Below are 20,455 nucleotides of genomic sequence, written 5' to 3' on the forward strand. Positions count from 1 at the left end.
GCCGAACGCACCCCCCCCGATTTTTCATGCTTCTATCCAAACCCTTGTTGCTTATGAAACATCTTTCACTCCGTTTTCTATACATGCTGTTACTGGCAGGGGGCCTCTCGGGATGCGTCAAGCACGAATACGACCTCGGGGAGGTCGATACGGACAACGTGACCGTAGGCGGCGAACTCGTCATGCCGCTGGGAACGGTGCGCTTCGACTTCCGGTCGCTCCTGCCCCAGGCGGGCACCCTGCAGATCGCCCTGCCGGGCACCTTCCCGACCCAGTCGCTCGGCATCGGCTCCGGATTCGACACGGGCATCCTCGACAAACTGGACGAGACCACACCGATAACCGTCACCACGGTCGTCACCAACTGCGTTTCGGAACCCCTGCTGATCACCGTCGGCTTCTCGGACGGTAACGGCGATCCGGTCGTCCTGTGCGACGAAGCGACGGTCAAAAGCGCAACCGAAGGCACCACGACCGTCACATCCACCCTCACGATGGAGGAGTTCCGCCGCGTGGCCGGGGCTACCCGGATCGACTTCGGTTTCTCGACCGTGGACAAGCAACCCAAAAACGACGTCACCGTCACGGACGACGCCACGCTCCTCTTCGTGTTCAGCGTCCGGAAATCGGGAGGCATCAAACTGTAAACGGAAACGACGATGAAAAAGATATTCCATCTCGCCGCACTGCTCGCCGGAGCGTGCCTCCTCACGACACGGGTTCCGGCCCAGCAGCTGCGCACGGCCTACTTCATGGACAAGGCGCCGGTGCGAACCTACCTCAATCCCGCCCTGCGTCCCGAACGCGGCTATATCAACATTCCCGCGCTGGGACATACGCAGGTGGAGTTCATGTCCAACAGCCTTTCGCTGGACAACATCCTCTACCCCTCCCCGAGCGGTTCGGGACTGGTCACCTTCCTCGATTCGCGGATCGACGCGGACCGGCTGCTCCGCGACCTGAAGGAGCGCAACAACCTGGGAGCCGATCTCCGCATCGGTGTGCTGGGCGTAGGGTTCTACACCGGGGATGCCTTCTGGAGCGTCGATCTCTCCGCCCGGGTCAGCACGGGCGTCACGCTGCCCGAAGGGCTGTTCGAATTCGCCAAGCGCGGATCGGGCTACGACGGGCGCATTTACGATCTGAAGGAGATGCAGGTGGACGCCAACAGCTTCGCCGAACTGGCGATCGGATATTCGAGACCGGTCAACGACCGGCTGACCGTCGGGGGTAAAGTGAAAATTCTCGCCGGCCTGGTCAACGCCCGCATGAAATTCGACAAAATGCGCATCCAGATGTCGCAGGAACGCTGGGAAGTGGAAGCCGAAGGCCGTTTCGATATGAACGCGAACGGTCTGACGATCCCCGACAAAACCGACGAAGAGGACGGTTCGCCCTACCTCGATATGAACGACATCGACCTCTCGCCCACCGGACCCTGCGGCTACGGCGGCGCCATCGACCTGGGCGTCAGCTACAAGCTGCTGGACAACCTGACCCTTTCGGGGGCCCTGATCGACCTGGGCTTCATAGACTGGAGCGCACGCAATGCAGTCTCGGGACGTTCGGCCGACCGCTACTCGTTCACAGGTTTCGAGCTGGAAGGCGAAGGGGAGACGAACACGGGCGACTTCGACAAGCTGGCCCGGTTCCGCCGCGTGGAATCGCGGAACCACACGACCCGTCTCACCACCACCCTCAACCTCGCGGGGGAGTACACGATTCTCAACGACAAGATCGGGTTCGGCCTGCTCTCCTCCACGCAGTTCCTCACCACCTCCACCTTCACGGAACTGACCCTGTCGGCCAACTTCCGCCCAATCGACTGGTTTTCGGCCAGCGTGAGCTATTCGTTTATCCACAGTAAGTTCGACACGTTCGGAATCGCACTGAACTTCAGCCCCTCGTGGATCAACTTCTTCGTGGGCACGGACTACATGTTCACCAGGATCACCCCCCAGTGGGTACCCGTCAGCCAACGCAGCGCCAACCTCTTCCTGGGACTGAGCATCCCCCTGAAAAGAGGGAAGAACTGACAGATGGGGATATTCGACGAAGAAAGCGGGCCGAAAGGCCCGCTTTCTTCGTTTTTCCGGAGTATCTCCGGCTATGCCCGCTTCCTCAGCCGGCCGATCCATCGGATCAGCTCGCCGCCGATCATGATCAGCGACGTAGCGCCGATCACCACCAGCCAGTCGTTCAGCGACAGGGGTACCGTGCGGAACACGCCGTCTCCGAAGCTCACGATCAGAACCTGCCCCACCAGAATGGCGAACAGGATAAAGAAAAATCCGCGGCACCGCGACAGGTCGCCGAAGACGGAATGGCTCGTCTCGAAAGCCTTCGCGTTGAACAGGTTCCAGAACTGAAGCATCACGAAGACGGTGAAGAAGACCGACAGTTTGTACACCGCCCCGTAGTTGGCCGGATCGCTCACCGCACCGCGGATCGTGATCGCGTCGCCCCAATGGATCAGCATACTGAGCAGTACGACCACGAAGACCATACCCGTGGTCAGAATCGAGGTGAACATCGCCCGGTTGATGATGAAATCGCTGTTCCGGCGCGGCTTCTCCCGCATCACCTCCGGATTGGGCGGCAGCGAGGCGAGCGCCATTGCGGCGAAAGTGTCCATAATCAGGTTGACCCACAGGATCTGCGTCACCGTCAGCGGCAGTTCGCTGCCGAAAATCGAGCCGAAGAAGACCACCACCAGCGCGGCGAAGTTGATCGTGAGCTGGAACAGCACGAACCGCTGGATATTGCGGTAGAGCGAACGCCCCCACATCACCGCCGTGGCGATGCTGGCGAACGAATCGTCGAGCAGGGTGATGTCGCTGGCCTCTTTCGCCACCGAAGTACCCGAGCCCATCGAGAGCCCCACCTGCGCGAAATTGAGCGCCGGGGCATCGTTGGTCCCGTCGCCCGTGACAGCCACCACTTCGCCCTTCTGCTGCAGAAGTTTCACTAACCGCTGCTTGTCGAGCGGCCGGGCCCGCGACATCACTTTCAGATCGCCCACCCGCTCCAGCAGCTCCTCATCGCTCAGCGCGGCGAACTCCACGCCCGTGATGGCGTTCCGGTCGGTATCGGTGTCGTTCCACAGGCCGATCTGCCGGGCGATTTCACGGGCCGTGGCCGGCGTGTCGCCCGTCACGATCTTGATCCGGATACCGGCGCTCAGGCAACTGGCCACCGCAGCCGGCACATCGGGACGCACCGGATCGGAAATGGCCGCCACGGCCACGAACCGCAGCCGGCCTTCGGCGATGGCCTCCTCGCAGGTCGCCCGGTCGCTCTGCGCCACGGCAAAACCCAGCGTACGCATCGCCTTGTTCTGGAACTCACGCAGCCGTCCGTTCACCTCCCCGTCCAGTCCGTCCTGTCCGCACATGCTCCGCACGATCTCGGGAGCGCCCTTCACATAAAGCGTCCGGCGGCCCGTGACGGCCGATTCGACCAGCGTGGCCATATATTTGCGCTCGGTGGTGAATGTCATCTGGTCCACGACCTTCGCCCCCTCGCGCAGCGGCGCGTAATCCGTTCCCCGGTCCCGCATCCAGAGCAGAAGAGCTCCCTCCGTGGGATTGCCGATCACCTTGCCCGACTGATCGAGAAAAGCGGTCGAATTGGCGCTCATCGCCTCGCAGAGCTCCCCGTCGGGAATTTCCCCGTAGCGGACGATCTCGGCCACCCGCATCTGGTTCTGGGTCAGCGTGCCCGTCTTGTCCGTACAGATCACTGTCACGGCTCCCATCGTCTCGCAGGCGTGCATCTTGCGCACGAGGTTATTGGTCTTGAGCATCCGGCGCATGCTCATGGCCAGACTGAGCGTAATGCTCATCGGGAGCCCCTCGGGAATCGCCATCACCATGATAGCCACCGACACCATGAAATATTGCAGCAACCGGCTCAGGATATGCACCCAATCGCCGCCACGCAAGTCGCCGCCCCACCAGAGGCCCTTGGCCACCAGAATGGCGAAAACGAGGAAAGCCAGCGCCGTGCCGATCTTGCCGATCAGCCCCGACAGCCGTTCGAGTTGCTTGTTGAGCGGCGTCTTCTCGTCGCTCTCCACCGTGGCCTGCTGGGCCACCTTGCCGAACTCCGTGGCATCGCCCACAGCCTGCACGACCATGATCCCGTGGCCTTCGACCACCGTGGTGCCCCGCAGGGCATGGTTCGACGGATAGGTGGCATCCTCCTTGAAGTGGGCCGGATCGGTCGTTTTGGCGATGATCGGCTCCCCCGTGAGGGTTGATTCGTTGACCTTGAGCGACACGGCCTCCAGCAGTTCGCCGTCAGCCGGAATCTCCTCGCCGCTGTCCAACAGCACGATGTCGCCCACGACCACCTCCCGTTTGGGTATCTCCATGACGCATCCCTCGCGCCGCACCTTCACGGGCGTATCGTCGTTCACCGTGTTGAGCACGTCGAACCGCCGTTTGGCATCGTACTCGAACCAGAAGGCCACGCCCGTCGCCAGAAAGATGGCGCAGAAGATCCCGATCGTCTCGGCGAACTCCCCGTCGATGAAGGCCACCACCAGAGAAAGCAATGCCGCCACCAGCAGCACCTTGATGATCGGGTCGTCGAACTTTCCGATAAAGAGCTTCCACACCGACTCCTTTTTGGCGGGAGTGATTACGTTCTCGCCGTAACGTTCCCGGCTCCGGAGCACCTCCTGCGGGGTCAGTCCCTGCAAATTCCTCTCTGTCATATCCGTATCTAATGGTTTATAATGGTTTCGCGTTTGGTGGCATCGAGCCGCACGGCCACGAAGAGCAGCACCGTGAAAGCGATCAGCGAAGAGCCTCCGTAGCTGAAAAAGGGCAGCGGAATCCCGATCACGGGCATCAGGCCGATGGTCATGCCGATATTGATCAGCACATGGAAGAAGAAGATCGCCGCCACGCTGTAACAGTAGATCCGTCCGAAAGGTTCCTGCTGGCGTTCTCCCATCTTCATCAGCCTCAGGATGAGCAGGCAGAAGAGCGCCGCCACCGCCGCACTGCCCACGAACCCCCACTCCTCGCCCACCGTGCAGAAGATAAAGTCCGTACTCTGTTCGGGCACGAAATTGTACTTGGTCTGGGTCCCGTTCAGGAAACCTTTTCCGAAAAAGCCTCCCGACCCGATGGCGATCTTCGACTGGTTCACGTTGTACCCCCACCCCTTCAAATCCGATTCCAATCCCAGCAGATCGAGAATCCGCTTCTGCTGGTGGACTTGCAGCACGTTGTCGAAAACATAGTCCACCGTGAGCGTGAAGAACAGCGAACCGCAGAAAAGTCCTACGTACATCCACACGTTGCGCAGCCGGTTGCGGTAAGCGTAGGCGGCCACGAAAAGGAGCGACACCCCGACCGACACCAGGACCGCCGCATTGACCGAGAGATGGCTCTCCAGCAGCAGATTGCCTCCGAAATAGAGCAGGATGGCGCCCAGGGCCACTCCGGCCAGATAGATCAGTTTCAGACGCCAGCGTCCGTTGGCGATCCCCTCGCCGGTCACGCAGACGAGGATCAGGACGATCAGAAGCGTCTCCGGCGTGAGCAGGAACGAAAAGACGAAAAGCAGCACCAGCATGATGGCGGCCACGTAAACCCACCCGTTGAATCCCTCCCGGTAGAGCACGAAGAGGAACGCCCCATAGACGAGCGCCGATCCGGTGTCGTTCTGGAGCATGATGATCCCCACGGGCAGGGCCAGGATCAGCCCGACCTGCAACAGGCAGCTCAGTTTATGGATCGAGAAACTGTACGTACTCATGTACCGGGCCAGTGCCAGCGCCGTGGTGAACTTCACCAGCTCGGTGGGCTGCAGGGCCACGGGACCGATCACGATCCACGAACGGGCCCCGTTCACCTCCTTGCCCACGAAAAGCACTCCGATAAGGATGAGGATCGTAATCCAGTAAAGGGGATAGGCCAGCATGTGCCAGTATTTGTCGTCCACCAGCAGGATCACCACTGCGAGCATGAAGGAGACCCCGATCCAGACCATCTGCATGCCGTAGCGCTGTCCGAGGTCGAAAATCCCCGCGTGCGACTCGTCGTAAACGGCGGCGTAAATATTGAGCCAGCCCAGGAAGACCAGCACCGCATAGACGAGGATCGTCACCCAGTCCACTCCGCTCACCAGCGTGCTGTTACGGTTACTTACCATAGGCCGGATAGTAGATTTGCATATTTTTCACGTAATCGACCAGGGCCGGCCGCGTGATCGTATCGGTGAGGTACTGTTCCACGATCAGGCTGGCGATCGGCGCGGCGATCGTGGCCCCGAAACGTCCGTTTTCGACATAGACCGACACGGCGATCTTCGGGTTCTCGCGCGGAGCGAAACAGAGGAACGTGGAGTGGTCGGCCCCGTGCGGATTCTGGGCCGTGCCCGTCTTGCCGCAGATGTCGAGCCCCTCGACCTGTGCGATGCGGCCCGAACCGCCGTCCCGGTTGACGGCCCGCCACATTCCCTCGACCACCGGGTCGAAATATTTCGGGTCGACCATCGTGGTGTGGCGTTCGTAGAACCGCCGGTCGATCGAATCCCGGTCGTGAATCCGTTTGACCACGTGAGGCGTATAGTAATACCCCCGGTTGGCCACCGTGGCGGCCAGGTTGGCCATCTGCAGGGGGGTACAGCCCAGTTCGCCCTGTCCGATGGAGAGAGAAATGGTGGTCAGCGAGTTCCAGCTGCCCCGGTAACGTTTGTTGTAGAACTCCGAAGTGGGAACATAGCCGTTCAGCTCGCCCGCGAAATCGGAATGCAGGCTTCTCCCGTACCCGAAACTGCGGACATACTCGGCCCACACGTCGAACCCTTTCTTGACGCTGCCGTATTTCCGGTTGTCCACGATATTCCGGAACACGAAACAGAAATAGGCGTTGCAGGAGGTCTGCACCGCCTCGACCATGTTCAGCGGCGAGCCGTGGGCATGGCACTTCACGCCCCGGCCCACGGTATACCCCATGTGGCACGGATACAGCTGCTCGGGACGCAACACCCCTTCCTGCATGCCGATCAGCCCGTTCACCAGCTTGAACGTGGAGCCGGGAGGATATTTGGCCATCACCGCCCGGTTGAAGAGCGGGTGCCGCTTGTTGTTGAGCAGTTTCATGTAGTTGTTGCCCCGGTCGCGGCCGATCAGCTCGTCCGGATCATAGGTGGGACTGCTGGCCATGATCAGAATCTCCCCGGTCGAGGGTTCGATCGCCACGATGCTGCCTACTTTTCCCTCCATCAGCTCCTCGCCCAGCGCCTGGAGCCGGGCGTCGATCGAACAGGTGATGGCCGTACCGGGCGTGGCCAGCGTATCATACATCCCGTCGCGGTACGATCCCTTCGAGATGCCGAACACGTCCACCATGTTGACCTTCACACCCTTCTGCCCCCGGAGCACCTCCTCGTAGGCCAGTTCGATTCCGCTCATGCCGATATAGTCGCCGCTGCGGTAGTAGCCCGCCGTGTCCCGCTCCAGAATGCGGTCGGTCACCTCGCCCACGTAACCGAGCAGGTTGCCGGCTATTTTTCTCGGATAGGAACGCACCGTACGGTACACCGTATAGAAACCCGGGAACGTCCGCTCTTCGAGCCGGAGCTTCACCTCCTTGGGCAGTTGTTTGAAGAGCACCGAAGGCCGGCGGCGGGAGAAATTGGAGGCCTTGCGCAGCTCCTTGCGGATCTGGGGAACGGTCGCCCCGATGATATTGCCCAGCAGGACGGTGTCGAACGGTTTCACGTCGCGCGGCACCACCATCAGGTCGTAGGCCTCCCGGCTCTGCACGAGAAACTCGCCGTTGCGGTCGTACACCTCCCCCCGCGGCGGATACTGCACTTCGTAACGCAGCACGTTGTTGGCCGCGTCCTCCTTGTAGGTCCCGTCCACCACCTGAATGTAGAACAGCCGCACGAGGATCACGACAAACGTCCCGACCACCACTCCCGACAATATTCTCCTGCGCTCCATCCCCGGCCTCAATTCTTAGCGGTTCCCTTTATAACGAACAGAAACTGAAAAAAGTATATCAGCAGGGCGGTCACCAGCGTACTGAGCACGATCCGCACCAGCGTCAGGTAGTAATAACTCCACGTCAGCGATTCGAACGTGAAGAAGATGAAACATTGCAGCAGGATGAGGACCAGCAGGTAGCGCAGATACTTCTTGCGGCCCAGCCGCCCAATGCAGGGCACGCCTCCGCCCATCACATCCTCCTTGCCCGCCGTGAGCGTCAGGACGGACGGACGCAGGAAAGCCGTGGCCAGCGTGGCGATCGTATTGATTCCCGCCGTACCCATAATCATGTCCATCACGCCCCCCAGCAGGAAGCCCAGCAGCAACAGTGCAGCCCGGTTGATCTCCATCGGCAGCATCACGACGAAGGCGATGTAAACCAACGGATTGACATACACGCTAAGGTTCAGGTTGTTGAACAGGAAAATCTGCAACAACACGACGATCACGAAAAGCAGGGTATATTCCAAAAAGCGGTACATATTCGCAGTTTCTCCGTGTCAATATCCGGCCGACCGGGCCTCCTGTTCCAGGGCCGTCCGTTCGGCGCCATCCATATATTTCACCAGCAGCACGTCGGTCAGCGCGGGAATACGGGCGGCCAGACGCACCTTCACGTCGTAGAAGGTGGCATTGTTGAGCGTCCACTCCTCCACGGTGCCGATCATCATGTCGGGCGGAAAGATCGAAGAGTAGTCCGTCGTCACGATGGTGTCCCCCCGCGAGAGCTCGGCGTATTTGGGGATTTCGGTGAGGATCACATACTGGTGGTCGAGACCGTCCCAGTAGATCGACCCGAAATAGTTTTCCCCCTTGATTTTTCCGCTGGTACGGAAATTCCGGTTGAGCACCGACATGCAGACCGCGAACCGGTCGCTGCACGACAGCACATAACCCACCATGCACCCCTCGGGCGAGAGCACCGCCATGTCGGCCTCCACCCCGTCGCGCAGCCCCTTGTTCAAGGTGAGATAGTTCTCCTGCCGGGTGATCGAGTTGTTGACCACACGGGCCGAGGCGTACAGATAAGCGTTCAACTCCCCTTCGGGCGTCTTTCTCACCAGCGCCGAATCGGGGCCCTCGTAGGCAGCCAGCCGGTTGCGCAACTCCGTCACCTCGTCCAGCAGAAGACGGTTGTCCCGTTTCAGCGTGAAATAGTGGTTGACGTCGGAGAAAAAGCCGTACACGCCTCCCACGACGCCGTTCGAGGCCGTGAGCAGTTTCGCCTTGGTGTAACTCGTGCTGTTCGCATAGTAATGCAAAGCCAAAAACTCAAGAACGATGAAGAGCAGCAGCACGTAGATCTTCTTGAGGAACAGCACCAGTTTAATCATCTCCGACCAATCTCTTATGAACCGATCAAAGAGTATCCCGCTTTCGCCGGATACTCTTTTCTCCTTTGTATTCCGCGGTTTTCCCGCCTCCGGGTCTCCCTCCCGATCACTTCATCAGGAACGAGAACTTGTTGATATTCTTCAGCGCGATACCGGTTCCGCGAGCCACGGCCCTCAGCGGGTCCTCGGCGATCACGAACGGAATGTTCGTCTTTTCGCTCAGCCGCTTGTCGAGCCCCTTGAGCAGGGCACCGCCGCCGGCCAGGTAAACGCCCTTGCGCACGATGTCGGTATAGAGTTCCGGAGGAACCATCTCCAGCACCTTCATCACGGTGGCGTCGATCTTCACCAGCGACTTTTCGAGCGCGTAGGCCACTTCGCTGTACGAGAGGCTCAGCGTCGAAGGCAGGGAGGTGAGAATGTTGGGACCCGTCACCTGGAAATCCTCCGGTTCGTCCTCCAGTTCCGACACGGCGGCACCCACGGCGATCTTGATGTCCTCGGCCGTCCGCTCGCCGATGCGGATGTTGTGCTGCTGGCGGACATAGCTCTGGATGTCTTCGGTAAAGACGTCGCCCGCCACGTTGATGCTCTCGCTGCACACGATACCGCCCAGCGAGATGCAGGCGATCTCGGTCGTACCGCCGCCGATGTCGATGATCATGTGGCCTTCGGGCGCCTCCACGTCGAGGCCGGCACCCAGGGCGGCGGCCATCGGCTCGTAGATCATGTACACCTCCCGGCCTCCGGCGTGCTCGGCCGAATCGCGCACCGCCCGGATCTCCACGTTGGTCGAGCCCGACGGAATGCAGATCACCATCTTGAGCGAAGGACTGAACAGATGGCCCGAGGTCTTCACCTTCTTGATCATGCCGCGCAGCATCAGCTCCGTGGCGTTGAAGTCGGCGATCACGCCGTCCTTGAGCGGGCGGATCGTCTTGATATTCTGGTGGGTCTTGCCGTGCATCTGGCGGGCCTGGTTACCGATCGCCACCAGCTTGCCGCTGTGGAAGTCGAGGGCCACGATCGAAGGTTCGTCCACCACGATCTTCCCGTTATGGATAATGATCGTATTGGCCGTCCCCAGGTCGATCGCCAGTTCCTGTGTCAATGAAAAAAGTCCCATTTTCGTCTCTTATCGCAATGTAATCCTAATGCTTGAAATGGCGCATGCCCGTGAAGACCATCGTCATGCCGTGGGCGTCGCAATACTCGATGCTCTCGTTGTCGCGCACCGAACCACCCGGCTGGATCACGGCGTCGATTCCCTCGGCGTGCGCGATCTCCACACAGTCGGCGAAGGGGAAGAAGGCATCCGACGCCATCACGGCACCCTTCAGGTCGAAGCCGAACCCCTTGGCCTTCTCGATGGCCTGCTTCAGCGCATCCACCCGAGAGGTCTGGCCCACGCCGCTGGCCAGAATCGTGTTGTCCTTGGCCAACACGATGGCGTTGCTCTTGGAGTGTTTCACCAGGATATTGGCGAAAATCATATCTTTCATCTGCGCCTCGGTAGGCACCGCCCTGGTCACGGTCTTCATCTCCGTATCGCGTCCGCCCACCTTCAGGTCGCGGTCCTGCACGGCCACGCCGTTGAGCATGCTGCGGAACTGCTTCGGACAGCGGGTCGTGTCCTTCATCCGCAGGATGATGCGGTTCTTCTTGGTCTCCAGAATCTCCAGCACGCCGTCGGCATAGCCCGGAGCGATCACCACCTCGGCGAAGAGCTTGGTCACCTCCTCGGCCGTGGCCTTGTCCATCTCGCGGTTACAGATCAGCACGCCGCCGAACGCCGATACGGGATCGGCCGCCAGCGCCGCCTTGTAGGCCTCCGCCAGCGTGGAACGCGTGGCGATACCGCAAGCGTTGTTGTGCTTCAGAATGGCGAAGGTCGGCTCCGAGAACTCCTCGATCAGATTCACTGCGGCGTCGATGTCCAGCATGTTGTTATAGGAGATCTCCTTGCCGTGCAGCTTTTCGAACATGGCATCCAGATCGCCGTAGAAGACGGCCGCCTGGTGGGGATTCTCCCCGTAACGCAGCGTCACGCCCTCCTTGTGGCTCGCCTTGAAGGCGGGAATGTTCTCCGTCCGGTTGAAATAGCGGAAAATGGCCGTATCGTAGTGCGAGCTTACGTTGAAGGCATGGGCGGCGAAACGGCGGCGCTGCTCCAGCGTGGTGGCGCACTCCTGCTTTTCGAGCAGTTCGTACAGTTCGGCATACTGGTCGACCGAACCCACGATCACCACATCCTTGTAGTTCTTCGCGGCAGCCCGGATCAGGGAGATGCCGCCGATGTCGATCTTCTCGATGATGGCCTGGTCGTCGGCACCCGAAGCCACCGTCTGCTCGAAGGGATAGAGATCGACGATCACCAGGTCGATCTCCGGAATTTCGTACTGGGCGAGCTGCTCCCGGTCGCCCTCGTTGTCACGGCGGGCCAGGATACCTCCGAACACTTTGGGATGCAGGGTCTTGACCCGTCCGCCCAGAATCGAGGGATACCCCGTCAGGCCCTCCACGGAACGGGCCCCGACGCCCAGCCCCTCGATAAACTTCAGGGTTCCTCCCGTAGAGTATATCTCAACGCCGCAAGCGGCCAGTTTGCGGACGATTTCATCCAGTCCATCTTTGTAATAAACAGATATTAACGCACTCTTGATCTTTTTCACGCCGATTCGGTTTTTATGCATGTTACACGATTGGGCAAAGATAAAAAAAAGCGTACACTCCACCCAATATTTAGCAAAAATTGTGTAGGTTTGTGAACCAATTCAAACCGAACCGATGGGATACACGATAGACAGGGACGCCCGCTGCGCCGTGATCGGATATGGCAGCTGGGCCACAGCCCTGGTAAAGATCATTCTCGAAAACGAAACCTCCGTGGGATGGTACATCCGCAACCGCGACGTACTGGAGCACGTGAAGCGATACAAGACCAATCCGCGCTACCTGCGCGACGTCCATTTCTACACCAACAACCTCAAGATGTCGGACGACCTGGACGCCGTGGTGCGCGAGGCGGAGGTCATCGTGCTGGCCGTTCCCTCGGCTTTTCTGAAAGTGACGCTGGAGCCTCTCACCGAACCGCTGAAGGACAAGTTCATCATTTCGGCCATCAAGGGGATCATCCCCGGCGACTACCTCACCGTAGCCGAGTACATGAACCGCACCTACGGCATTCCCTTCGACCAGATCGGGATCGTCACCGGGCCCTGCCACGCCGAGGAAGTGGCGCTCGAAAGGCTCTCCTATCTGACGATGGTCTGCAAGGAGATCGGGAACGCCCGCACCCTCAGCGAAAAACTCCGGACCAGCTACATCAACGTCAGCTGCTCGACCGACATCTACGGCACGGAGTATGCGGCCGTCATCAAGAACATCTACGCCGTGGCGGTGGGAATCGCCGTGGGGCTGGGATACGGCGACAACTTCCTGGCCGTGCTGATCTCGAATGCGGCCATGGAGATGGGCCGTTTCCTCGAAGGGACCTATCCCGCCCCGCGGGACATCAACGCCTCGGCCTATCTGGGCGACCTGCTGGTGACCTCCTACTCCCAGTTCAGCCGCAACCGCACCTTCGGACTGATGATCGGGAAAGGCTATTCGGTCAAGACGGCCCAGATCGAGATGAGCATGGTGGCCGAAGGGTACTACGCCTCGGAGTGTATCCACCAGATCAACAAACGGTTCGGGATCGACATGCCCATCGCCGAGACCGTACACCGGATCGTCTACGAAAACGCCCTGCCGGCCGATGCCATGCGCCGTCTGACCAAGAAATTAGTTTAACACACAGAGATACGATTATGAAAACACTCAAGATCGACACATCGAAAGTCTCCGGGGCCGTCACCCCCGCCGAAATCGCCGCACTGAAAGGAGCCGCCGAAGAGGCGAACGCCCTGCTGTACAGCAAGAAGGGGGCCGGAAGCGACTTCCTGGGCTGGGTGAACCTGCCCTCTTCGATCGACGCCGCCCAACTGGCCGACATCGAAGCGACCGCCCGTTCGCTCCGCGCCAAGGCGGAGGTCATCGTGGTGATCGGCATCGGAGGCTCCTACCTCGGGGCCAAAGCCGTGCTGGAAGCCATGAGCGACAGCTTCTCGCTGCTGCGGCGCAGGAAAGGCGAGCCGGTCGTGGTTTTCGCCGGCCAGAACATCAGCGAGGACTACATCTCCGAGCTGCTCGGGGCCGTGAAAGAGTTCTCGATCGCAGCCATCGTCATTTCCAAATCGGGAACCACGACCGAGCCGGCCATTGCTTTCCGCATCCTCAAATCGGAGATCGAAGCCCGTTACGGCAAGGCCGAAGCCGCCACGCGCATCGTAGCGGTGACCGACCGTGCCCGCGGCGCGCTGAAAAAACTGGCCACGGACGAGGGTTACAAAACCTACGTCATTCCGGACGACGTGGGCGGACGTTTCTCGGTGCTGACTCCCGTGGGACTGCTGCCGCTGGCCGCCGCCGGAGTGGACATCGCGGCGCTGGTAGCCGGAGCGCAGGAGATGGAGAGGGCCACCGGCACGGACGTCCCGTTCGAGGAGAACCCCTCGGCACAGTATGCCGCCGTACGCAACGCACTCTACCGCAAGGGATTCAAGATCGAAATCCTCGCCAGCTTCGAGCCCAAGCTGCAATACGTAGCCGAGTGGTGGAAACAGCTCTACGGCGAAAGCGAAGGCAAGGAGCACAAGGGCATCTTCCCGGCCAGCGTGACGCTCACGGCCGACCTGCACTCCATGGGCCAATACATCCAGCAGGGCGAGCGGATACTGTTCGAGACGGTCATCGGCGTGGGACAGCCCGCCCACACCTTCACGATCGAAGCCGACAGGGAGAATCTGGACGGTCTCAATTTCCTGGCCGGCAAACGGATCAGCGAAGTGAACCGAATGGCCGAACTGGGCACCATGCTGGCCCACGTGGACGGCGGCGTGCCCAATATCCGGGTGGAAATCCCGAAGATCGACGCCCGTTCGATCGGCGCCCTGCTCTACTTCTTCGAGAAGGCCTGCGGCATCAGCGGCTACATGCTGGGCGTGAATCCGTTCGATCAGCCGGGCGTGGAAGCCTACAAGAAAAACATGTTCGCCCTGCTCGACAAACCCGGCTACGAAGCCGAAGGGGCTGCGATCCGGGCCAAACTGAAATAACCCCGTCCGACAGGAACCAAGGGCCGGCCTCTCGAAAGGGCCGGCCCTGTTTTTTCCGGGTCCGGCCAACCATCGGACAACCGGCCGTTTCCGGCTGCCCGGGGACCGCTTCCGTTCTCCTTCCGCCTGCCCTGCCACGCCCGCACGGTCCGCTTCGATCCCTCCGGCAAAAAAAGCGTGTGCGGACCGAAGTTCCGCACACGCTTTCATTCGTCGGATTTCATGAGAGCGAACGGACTGTCACAGCCCGCCGCCACTCCACTCTTTCCCGCCTACTTTTCCTGTTTGAGCGCCGCATGGGCGGCAGCCAGGCGTGCGATGGGCACGCGGAAAGGCGAGCAGGAGACGTAGTTCAGACCGGCATAGTGGCAGAACTCCACGCTGGAAGGCTCGCCGCCGTGCTCGCCGCAGATACCGCACTTGAGGGCGGGACGGGTGCTGCGGCCCTTGAAGACGGCCTCGCGCACCAACTGCCCCACGCCGTTGCGGTCGAGAATCTGGAACGGGTCGTTCTTCAGGATACCCTTCTCCAGGTAGACGGGCAGGAACTTGCCGATATCGTCGCGCGAGAAACCGAGGGTCATCTGCGTCAAGTCGTTCGTACCGAACGAGAAGAATTCGGCCACCTCGGCGATCTGGTTGGCGGTGACGGCGGCACGCGGCACCTCGATCATCGTGCCCACCAGATACTCGATCCGGTCGTTGCGCTCGGTGAACACCTGCTCGGCCACGCTGTCGATGATATTCTTCTGATAGCGGAGCTCCTTGTGGTTGCCCACCAGCGGCACCATGATCTCCACGTGCACCGGAATCCCCCGCTTCTTCACGTTCATGGCAGCCTCGATGATGGCACGGGCCTGCATCTCCGTAATTTCGGGATAGGTATTGCCCAGACGGCAGCCGCGGTGACCCAGCATCGGATTCACCTCGTGCAGGGCCTCCACCTTGGCCTTGATCTTTTCGTAGGGCACACCCATCTCCTGCGCCAGCTCCCTCTGCTCCTTCTCGAACTGGGGAACGAACTCGTGCAGGGGCGGATCGAGCAGGCGGACAGTCACGGGCAGACCGTTCATCACCTCGAACAGACCCTCGAAGTCACCGCGCTGGATCGGCAGCAGCTTGGCCAGCGCCACGCGGCGTCCGGCTTCGTCGTCGGCCAGAATCATCTCGCGCACGGCCTTGATCCGGTCGCCCTCGAAGAACATGTGCTCCGTGCGGCAGAGACCGATGCCCTCGGCACCGAACCCGAAAGCCACCTTCGCATCGGCGGGCGTGTCGGCATTGGCACGCACTTTCAGATGGGCGAATTTGGAAGTGAGGTCCATCAGTTTGGCGAAATCTCCGCTCAGTTCGGCGGCACGCGTGGCCACCTGGCCGAGGTACACCTCGCCGGTGGAGCCGTTCAGCGAAATCCAGTCGCCCTCCTTCACGGTGACGCCGCCCACGCTCAGCGTACGGGCCTTGTAGTCGATCACCAGTTCGCCGGCACCCGACACGCAGCACTTGCCCATACCGCGGGCCACAACGGCCGCATGGGAGGTCATGCCGCCGCGGGCGGTGAGAATGCCCTCGGCCACATGCATACCCTTCAGGTCCTCGGGCGAAGTCTCGATCCGCACGAGCACCACCTTCTTGCCGTCGGCAGCCCACTTCTCGGCGTCTTCGGCGAAGAAGACCACGCTGCCGGCAGCGGCGCCCGGCGAAGCGGGCAGCCCCTTGGCGATCACCTTGGCGCTCTTCATGGCAGTCTTGTCGAAAACAGGGTGCAGCAGCTCGTCCAGCTTCTCGGGCTCACAGCGCATCACGGCCGTCTTCTCGTCGATCAGCTTTTCGTCCAGCATGTCCATGGCGATCTTGACCATGGCGGCGCCGGTACGCTTGCCGTTGCGGGTCTGGAGCATCCAGAGCTTGCCGTCCTGGATGGTGAACTCCATGTCCTGCATGTCGGTGAAATACCTCTCCAGATTGTGCTGTATCTCGTCCAGTTCCTTGTACACCTCGGGCATCACCTCCTCCAGCGAAGGATATTTCGTCCTGCGCTCCTCCTCGGAGATGTTCTGCGCCTTGGCCCAGCGTTTCGACCCTTCGAGGGTGATCTGCTGCGGCGTCCGGATACCGGCCACCACATCCTCGCCCTGGGCATTGACCAGATACTCGCCGTTGAAGATGTTCTCCCCCGTGGCGGCATCGCGCGAGAAGGCCACGCCCGTGGCGGAGTTCTCACCCATGTTGCCGAACACCATGGCCTGCACGGTGACGGCCGTACCCCACTCGGCGGGAATGTTGTTGAGCTTGCGGTACAGGATGGCACGTTCGTTCATCCAGCTCTGGAAGACGGCGCATACGGCACCCCACAGCTGGTCCCACGGATTGGCCGGGAAATCCTCACCGGTCTGCTTCTTCACGGCGGCCTTGAAACGCTTCACGAGCTCCTTCAGATCGTCGGTCGTCAGGTCCGTGTCGTTCTTCACGCCGCGCTCGGCCTTCACCTGGTCGATGATCTCCTCGAAGGGATCGTGGTCCTCCTTGCTGGCGGGCTTCATGCCCAGCACCACGTCGCCGTACATCTGCACGAAACGGCGGTAGGAGTCCCACGCGAAACGGGGATTGCCCGTCCGTTTGGAGACGGCCTCCACGGCCTGGTCGTTCATGCCGAGGTTCAGGATCGTATCCATCATGCCGGGCATCGAGGCGCGCGCACCCGAACGCACCGAAACCAGCAGAGGATTGGTCTCGCTGCCGAAACCGGTGCCGGTCAGTTTCTCGATCTGTTTCACGGCATCCTCCACGGCGGGACGGATCAGCTCCACGACCTTCTCCTTTCCGTGCTCGTAATACTCGGTGCAGACCTCCGTGGTGATGGTGAAACCGGGAGGCACGGGAATGCCGATCAGATTCATCTCGGCCAGATTGGCCCCCTTGCCGCCCAGCAGCTCTCTCATTTTTCCGTTCCCCTCGGCCTTTTTGTTGCCGAAGGTATAGACTCTTTTTACGTTTGGCATATTGATTTATCGGTTAATTTAATTAGGTACTGTATTTTCAGATTGTCCAAGATACGGGAATTTTTGTAATTATCAAAAAATTAACGTGTCAACTCGACAAAAACGGGCAAATGATCGCTGAATCCGCCCGTGTAGGCTCCGGAGGAAAAGGTCCGCAGCGGATATCCACGGCGCCCGGCGTCTCCCGGGGAAAGCATCCATTCCCGGACGAAGATGCCCGCCCGGTCGTAGCGCCACCCGTCGCCGGAGAGGAACCCGTTGTCCAGAAAGAAATTGTCGTACAGGTTCCAGCGGTCGCGGTAGACATAGGAGCCGTATCCGCGCCGGAACATCGGATAGAGCGGACCGAACAGGAAGACGCTCCCGTCCGCCACCCGGCGGCCCGTGCGGAATGCCCGGCGCATGGCCCGGTCGGTGGGATTTGCATTGAAATCGCCCGCCACGACCATTCTCGCCCGGGGATCGGCCCGGTGCAGCGAATCGACGAAACGGTAAAGCCTCGCCAGCGAAGCGACCCTCCGCCCGTAAACGTTGAACTGCGACGGAAGATGGCATATCACCAGATCGACCCGCTCGCCGAGCAGTTCGCCCCGCACATAGAGAAACTCGCGGCCCGAGGCCGAAGGCACCTGCCGCACCCGTTCCGGAATGAACTTGTCGCCCTTGTAGAGCAACGCCACGTCCATGCCGCGATAATCGCCCGTAGTACGGTGGATATAGTTGTAGTCGGTGCGCAGGGTCATCACCAGCTCCCGCACGGCCCGCTCGCTCTCGACCTCCGCCAGACCGATCACGTCGGGCGCCATGGCGTCGATCACCCGGGCCAGGTTGCGCAGTTTCGCGCCGTAACGCTCCCCGCCCCAGCCCATCCGGCCCCCGGGCGTATAGTCGCGGTCATCATAGAAGGCCGAAGGCACCGTATCGTACAGGTTCTCGACATTATAAAACGCCAGCGACACGCGTTCCTGAGCCGCGGAGGGCAAAGAAGCGGCAAGCCCCGACACCCAGAACAGCGCGGCCAGCAACCAGACTTTCATATCCGAACGCATATCCATGATTCAATCGGTTCCTCCTTATCGACGGCGACGGAACTATCCGCAGCGCGAAAAAACGTCCGGCACGCAGGCTACCGGTCGATCACGCCGGAGCCCACCAGTTCCTCGCCGTCGTACCATGCGGCGAACTGTCCGGCCGTCACGCCCCGTTGGGGCCGGTCGAACACGAGATAGCCGCCCCGCTCCGTCACATAGAGCCGCCCCGCCTGCAAGGGCTGGCGATACCGGATGCGCAGGCTGTACGGGCGACATTCGCCCGCCTCCATCCGCAGGTCGGGCCGAATCCAGTGCATCACCTGAGGCAGGATGCGCAGCCCTCTCCGGAACAGACCCGGATGCTCCTGCCCCTGTCCCACGTAGATGATGTTGCGCTCCACGTCGGTGGCGATCACGAAGAGCGGCTCGGGACGCCCCCCCACATTGAGCCCTTTGCGCTGGCCGATCGTATAGAAATGGGCGCCGTTGTGCTCGCCCGCCTTCCGGCCGTCGGACGGTTCGTATTCGTACGGGGCCGCCAGCGCATCGAGTCCCTCCTGTGTATCCGGACCCATGCCGCACAGGGCTTCCGCACGGGCATAGCCGGGCCAGTCGGCCGGAATCTCCACGATGTCGCCCCGGCAAGCCTTCAGTTTCTGCTGCAGGAAAACGGGCAGGTCCACCTTACCCACGAAACAGATGCCCTGGGAATCTTTCCTCCGGGCCGTGGCCAGGCCCTGTTCTTCGGCGATGCGGCGCACCTCGGGCTTCACCATCTCCCCGATCGGGAACATGGCCCGGGAGAGCTGTTCCTGGGACAGCTGGCAAAGGAAATAGCTCTGGTCCTTGTTGGGGTCGCTGCCGGCCAGCAGCCGGTACACCCTCCTTCCGTCCGCCTCCGTTTCGGCCCGGCGGCAGTAATGCCCCGTCGCCACATAGTCGGCCCCCAGTTTCAGCGCCTCCTTCAGAAAGACGTCGAACTTGATCTCCCGGTTGCAGAGCACATCGGGATTGGGCGTGCGGCCCCGCTCATATTCGGAGAACATATAATCGACCACCCGGCGGCGATACTCCCCGCTCAGATCGACCACATGCAGCGGAATGTCCAGCCGGCGGGCCACCAGTTCGGCGAACACGCGGTCGTCGTGCCACGGACAGTCGCCCGCCAGCGTACCCGTCGTATCGTGCCAGTTAATCATGAAAAGACCCACCACGTCGTAGCCCTGCTCCCGGAGCAGCCAGGCCGCGACGCTCGAATCGACACCCCCGGAGAGGCCTATGACCACACGCTCTTTCGCCATACCGAACCAGATTTTCGTCCCTTGATAAAACACAATATGCCGCCGACGTCCCTCCGGGAAGCCTGCGGCACGGATCGTTCCCTCCCGGTCCTATTCCGTATAGAGTTCCAACAACCCCTCGGGCAGCGAGAAAACCACCACCCGCCGGGTCAGGTCGAAACTCGCTATAAAATCGTCCACGGCAGGCACCAACACCTCCCTGCCCTGCAACCCGATCCTGAAAAGAGGGTTTTCGCCCTCCTCGAACCCTTCGATCTCGCCCTCCACTCCGTCGGTCAGCCGGGCCCGGAAACCGACCAGATCCTCCATATAGATCTCGTCGTCCTCGGCCTCCCCGTCGGGAACCCGCTCCCGCAACAGGAGCTCGAGCCCTACGAGCTCGCCCGCCCGCACTTCATTGTCGAGATCGGCGAACGAAAGGAGCGCACCGGAGCGGCCCCTGCGTTCGAAATGTTCCATAAAAAGAGGAACCGCCAGCGAGTCGATCCTCACGAACAGCGGTTCCTCTATCTTGAAATCGGCGGGAAACGAATCGTACAGATTTACCAGAAGTTCGCCCTTGCGGCCGAACAACTTCGAGACCCGTCCCACCGGAAGCATGCCCATCTCCGCCG

Annotated in this window: 15 protein-coding genes; 4 read left to right on the top strand and 11 right to left on the bottom strand. The window is 60.9% G+C overall.

The features are described 5' to 3' along the window. Positions 1 to 53: 53 nt before the first annotated feature. Entirely contained in the window at positions 54 to 647 is a 594-nt protein-coding gene (locus tag INF32_RS08055) for a hypothetical protein (protein ID WP_226387827.1), read from the top strand. Between the two features lie 12 nt (positions 648 to 659). After that, positions 660 to 2,036 (top strand): DUF5723 family protein, encoded by a 1,377-nt coding sequence (locus tag INF32_RS08060; RefSeq protein WP_226387828.1) that lies wholly within the window; start codon positions 660 to 662, stop codon positions 2,034 to 2,036. Between the two features lie 71 nt (positions 2,037 to 2,107). Here INF32_RS08060 and INF32_RS08065 read toward each other — a convergent pair whose 3' ends face one another. The 7 genes from INF32_RS08065 to purH form a co-directional block, all read right to left on the bottom strand. Next, complete coding sequence (locus tag INF32_RS08065; protein WP_226387829.1) at positions 2,108 to 4,720, bottom strand: calcium-translocating P-type ATPase, PMCA-type; 2,613 nt, start codon at positions 4,718 to 4,720, stop codon at positions 2,108 to 2,110. A gap of 8 nt (positions 4,721 to 4,728) precedes the next feature. Continuing rightward, complete coding sequence (gene rodA / locus INF32_RS08070) at positions 4,729 to 6,168, bottom strand: rod shape-determining protein RodA (RefSeq protein WP_226387830.1); 1,440 nt, start codon at positions 6,166 to 6,168, stop codon at positions 4,729 to 4,731. Then, the gene (gene mrdA / locus INF32_RS08075) at positions 6,158 to 7,969 is read right to left on the bottom strand and encodes a penicillin-binding protein 2 (RefSeq protein ID WP_226387831.1); all 1,812 of its coding nucleotides are present in this window, start codon (positions 7,967 to 7,969) and stop codon (positions 6,158 to 6,160) included. Before mrdA ends, rodA begins: the two co-directional genes overlap by 11 nt. A gap of 8 nt (positions 7,970 to 7,977) precedes the next feature. After that, positions 7,978 to 8,496: a rod shape-determining protein MreD gene (locus tag INF32_RS08080; protein ID WP_226387832.1), complete on the bottom strand. Its 519-nt coding sequence runs from the start codon at positions 8,494 to 8,496 to the stop codon at positions 7,978 to 7,980. An 18-nt stretch (positions 8,497 to 8,514) separates the two neighbouring features. Then, positions 8,515 to 9,348: a rod shape-determining protein MreC gene (gene mreC / locus INF32_RS08085; protein WP_226387833.1), complete on the bottom strand. Its 834-nt coding sequence runs from the start codon at positions 9,346 to 9,348 to the stop codon at positions 8,515 to 8,517. Positions 9,349 to 9,454: 106 nt separating this feature from the next. Continuing rightward, a complete protein-coding gene (locus tag INF32_RS08090; protein WP_226387834.1) occupies positions 9,455 to 10,474 on the bottom strand; it encodes a rod shape-determining protein in 1,020 nt (339 codons plus the stop codon). A gap of 25 nt (positions 10,475 to 10,499) precedes the next feature. After that, positions 10,500 to 12,020, bottom strand: coding sequence for a bifunctional phosphoribosylaminoimidazolecarboxamide formyltransferase/IMP cyclohydrolase (gene purH, locus INF32_RS08095; RefSeq protein ID WP_394368322.1), 1,521 nt, complete (start codon positions 12,018 to 12,020; stop codon positions 10,500 to 10,502). A gap of 115 nt (positions 12,021 to 12,135) precedes the next feature. On the opposite strand from purH, the gene INF32_RS08100 reads away from it, so the two are divergent. Further along, positions 12,136 to 13,143, top strand: coding sequence for an NAD(P)H-dependent glycerol-3-phosphate dehydrogenase (locus INF32_RS08100; RefSeq protein WP_226387836.1), 1,008 nt, complete (start codon positions 12,136 to 12,138; stop codon positions 13,141 to 13,143). Positions 13,144 to 13,160: 17 nt separating this feature from the next. Then, the gene (locus INF32_RS08105; protein WP_226387837.1) at positions 13,161 to 14,507 is read left to right on the top strand and encodes a glucose-6-phosphate isomerase; all 1,347 of its coding nucleotides are present in this window, start codon (positions 13,161 to 13,163) and stop codon (positions 14,505 to 14,507) included. 272 nt (positions 14,508 to 14,779) lie between these two features. Here the strand turns inward: INF32_RS08105 and ppdK are convergent, their stop codons facing one another. The 4 genes from ppdK to INF32_RS08125 all read right to left on the bottom strand — a co-directional run bounded on the left by ppdK (position 14,780) and on the right by INF32_RS08125 (position 20,447). Next, on the bottom strand, positions 14,780 to 17,509 hold the full coding sequence (gene ppdK / locus INF32_RS08110; protein WP_226387838.1) for a pyruvate, phosphate dikinase: 2,730 nt from the start codon (positions 17,507 to 17,509) through the stop codon (positions 14,780 to 14,782). A gap of 80 nt (positions 17,510 to 17,589) precedes the next feature. Then, complete coding sequence (locus tag INF32_RS08115) at positions 17,590 to 18,546, bottom strand: endonuclease/exonuclease/phosphatase family protein (RefSeq protein ID WP_226387839.1); 957 nt, start codon at positions 18,544 to 18,546, stop codon at positions 17,590 to 17,592. Positions 18,547 to 18,635: 89 nt separating this feature from the next. Continuing rightward, positions 18,636 to 19,841, bottom strand: a complete 1,206-nt coding sequence (gene mnmA, locus INF32_RS08120) for a tRNA 2-thiouridine(34) synthase MnmA (protein ID WP_226387840.1) — start codon at positions 19,839 to 19,841, stop codon at positions 18,636 to 18,638. A 90-nt stretch (positions 19,842 to 19,931) separates the two neighbouring features. Then, positions 19,932 to 20,447 (bottom strand): ribosome maturation factor RimM, encoded by a 516-nt coding sequence (locus INF32_RS08125; protein WP_226387841.1) that lies wholly within the window; start codon positions 20,445 to 20,447, stop codon positions 19,932 to 19,934. Positions 20,448 to 20,455 lie beyond the last annotated feature (8 nt).

Origin of the sequence: Gallalistipes aquisgranensis (assembly GCF_014982715.1) — a bacterium.
Lineage (GTDB): Bacteria > Bacteroidota > Bacteroidia > Bacteroidales > Rikenellaceae > Gallalistipes > Gallalistipes aquisgranensis.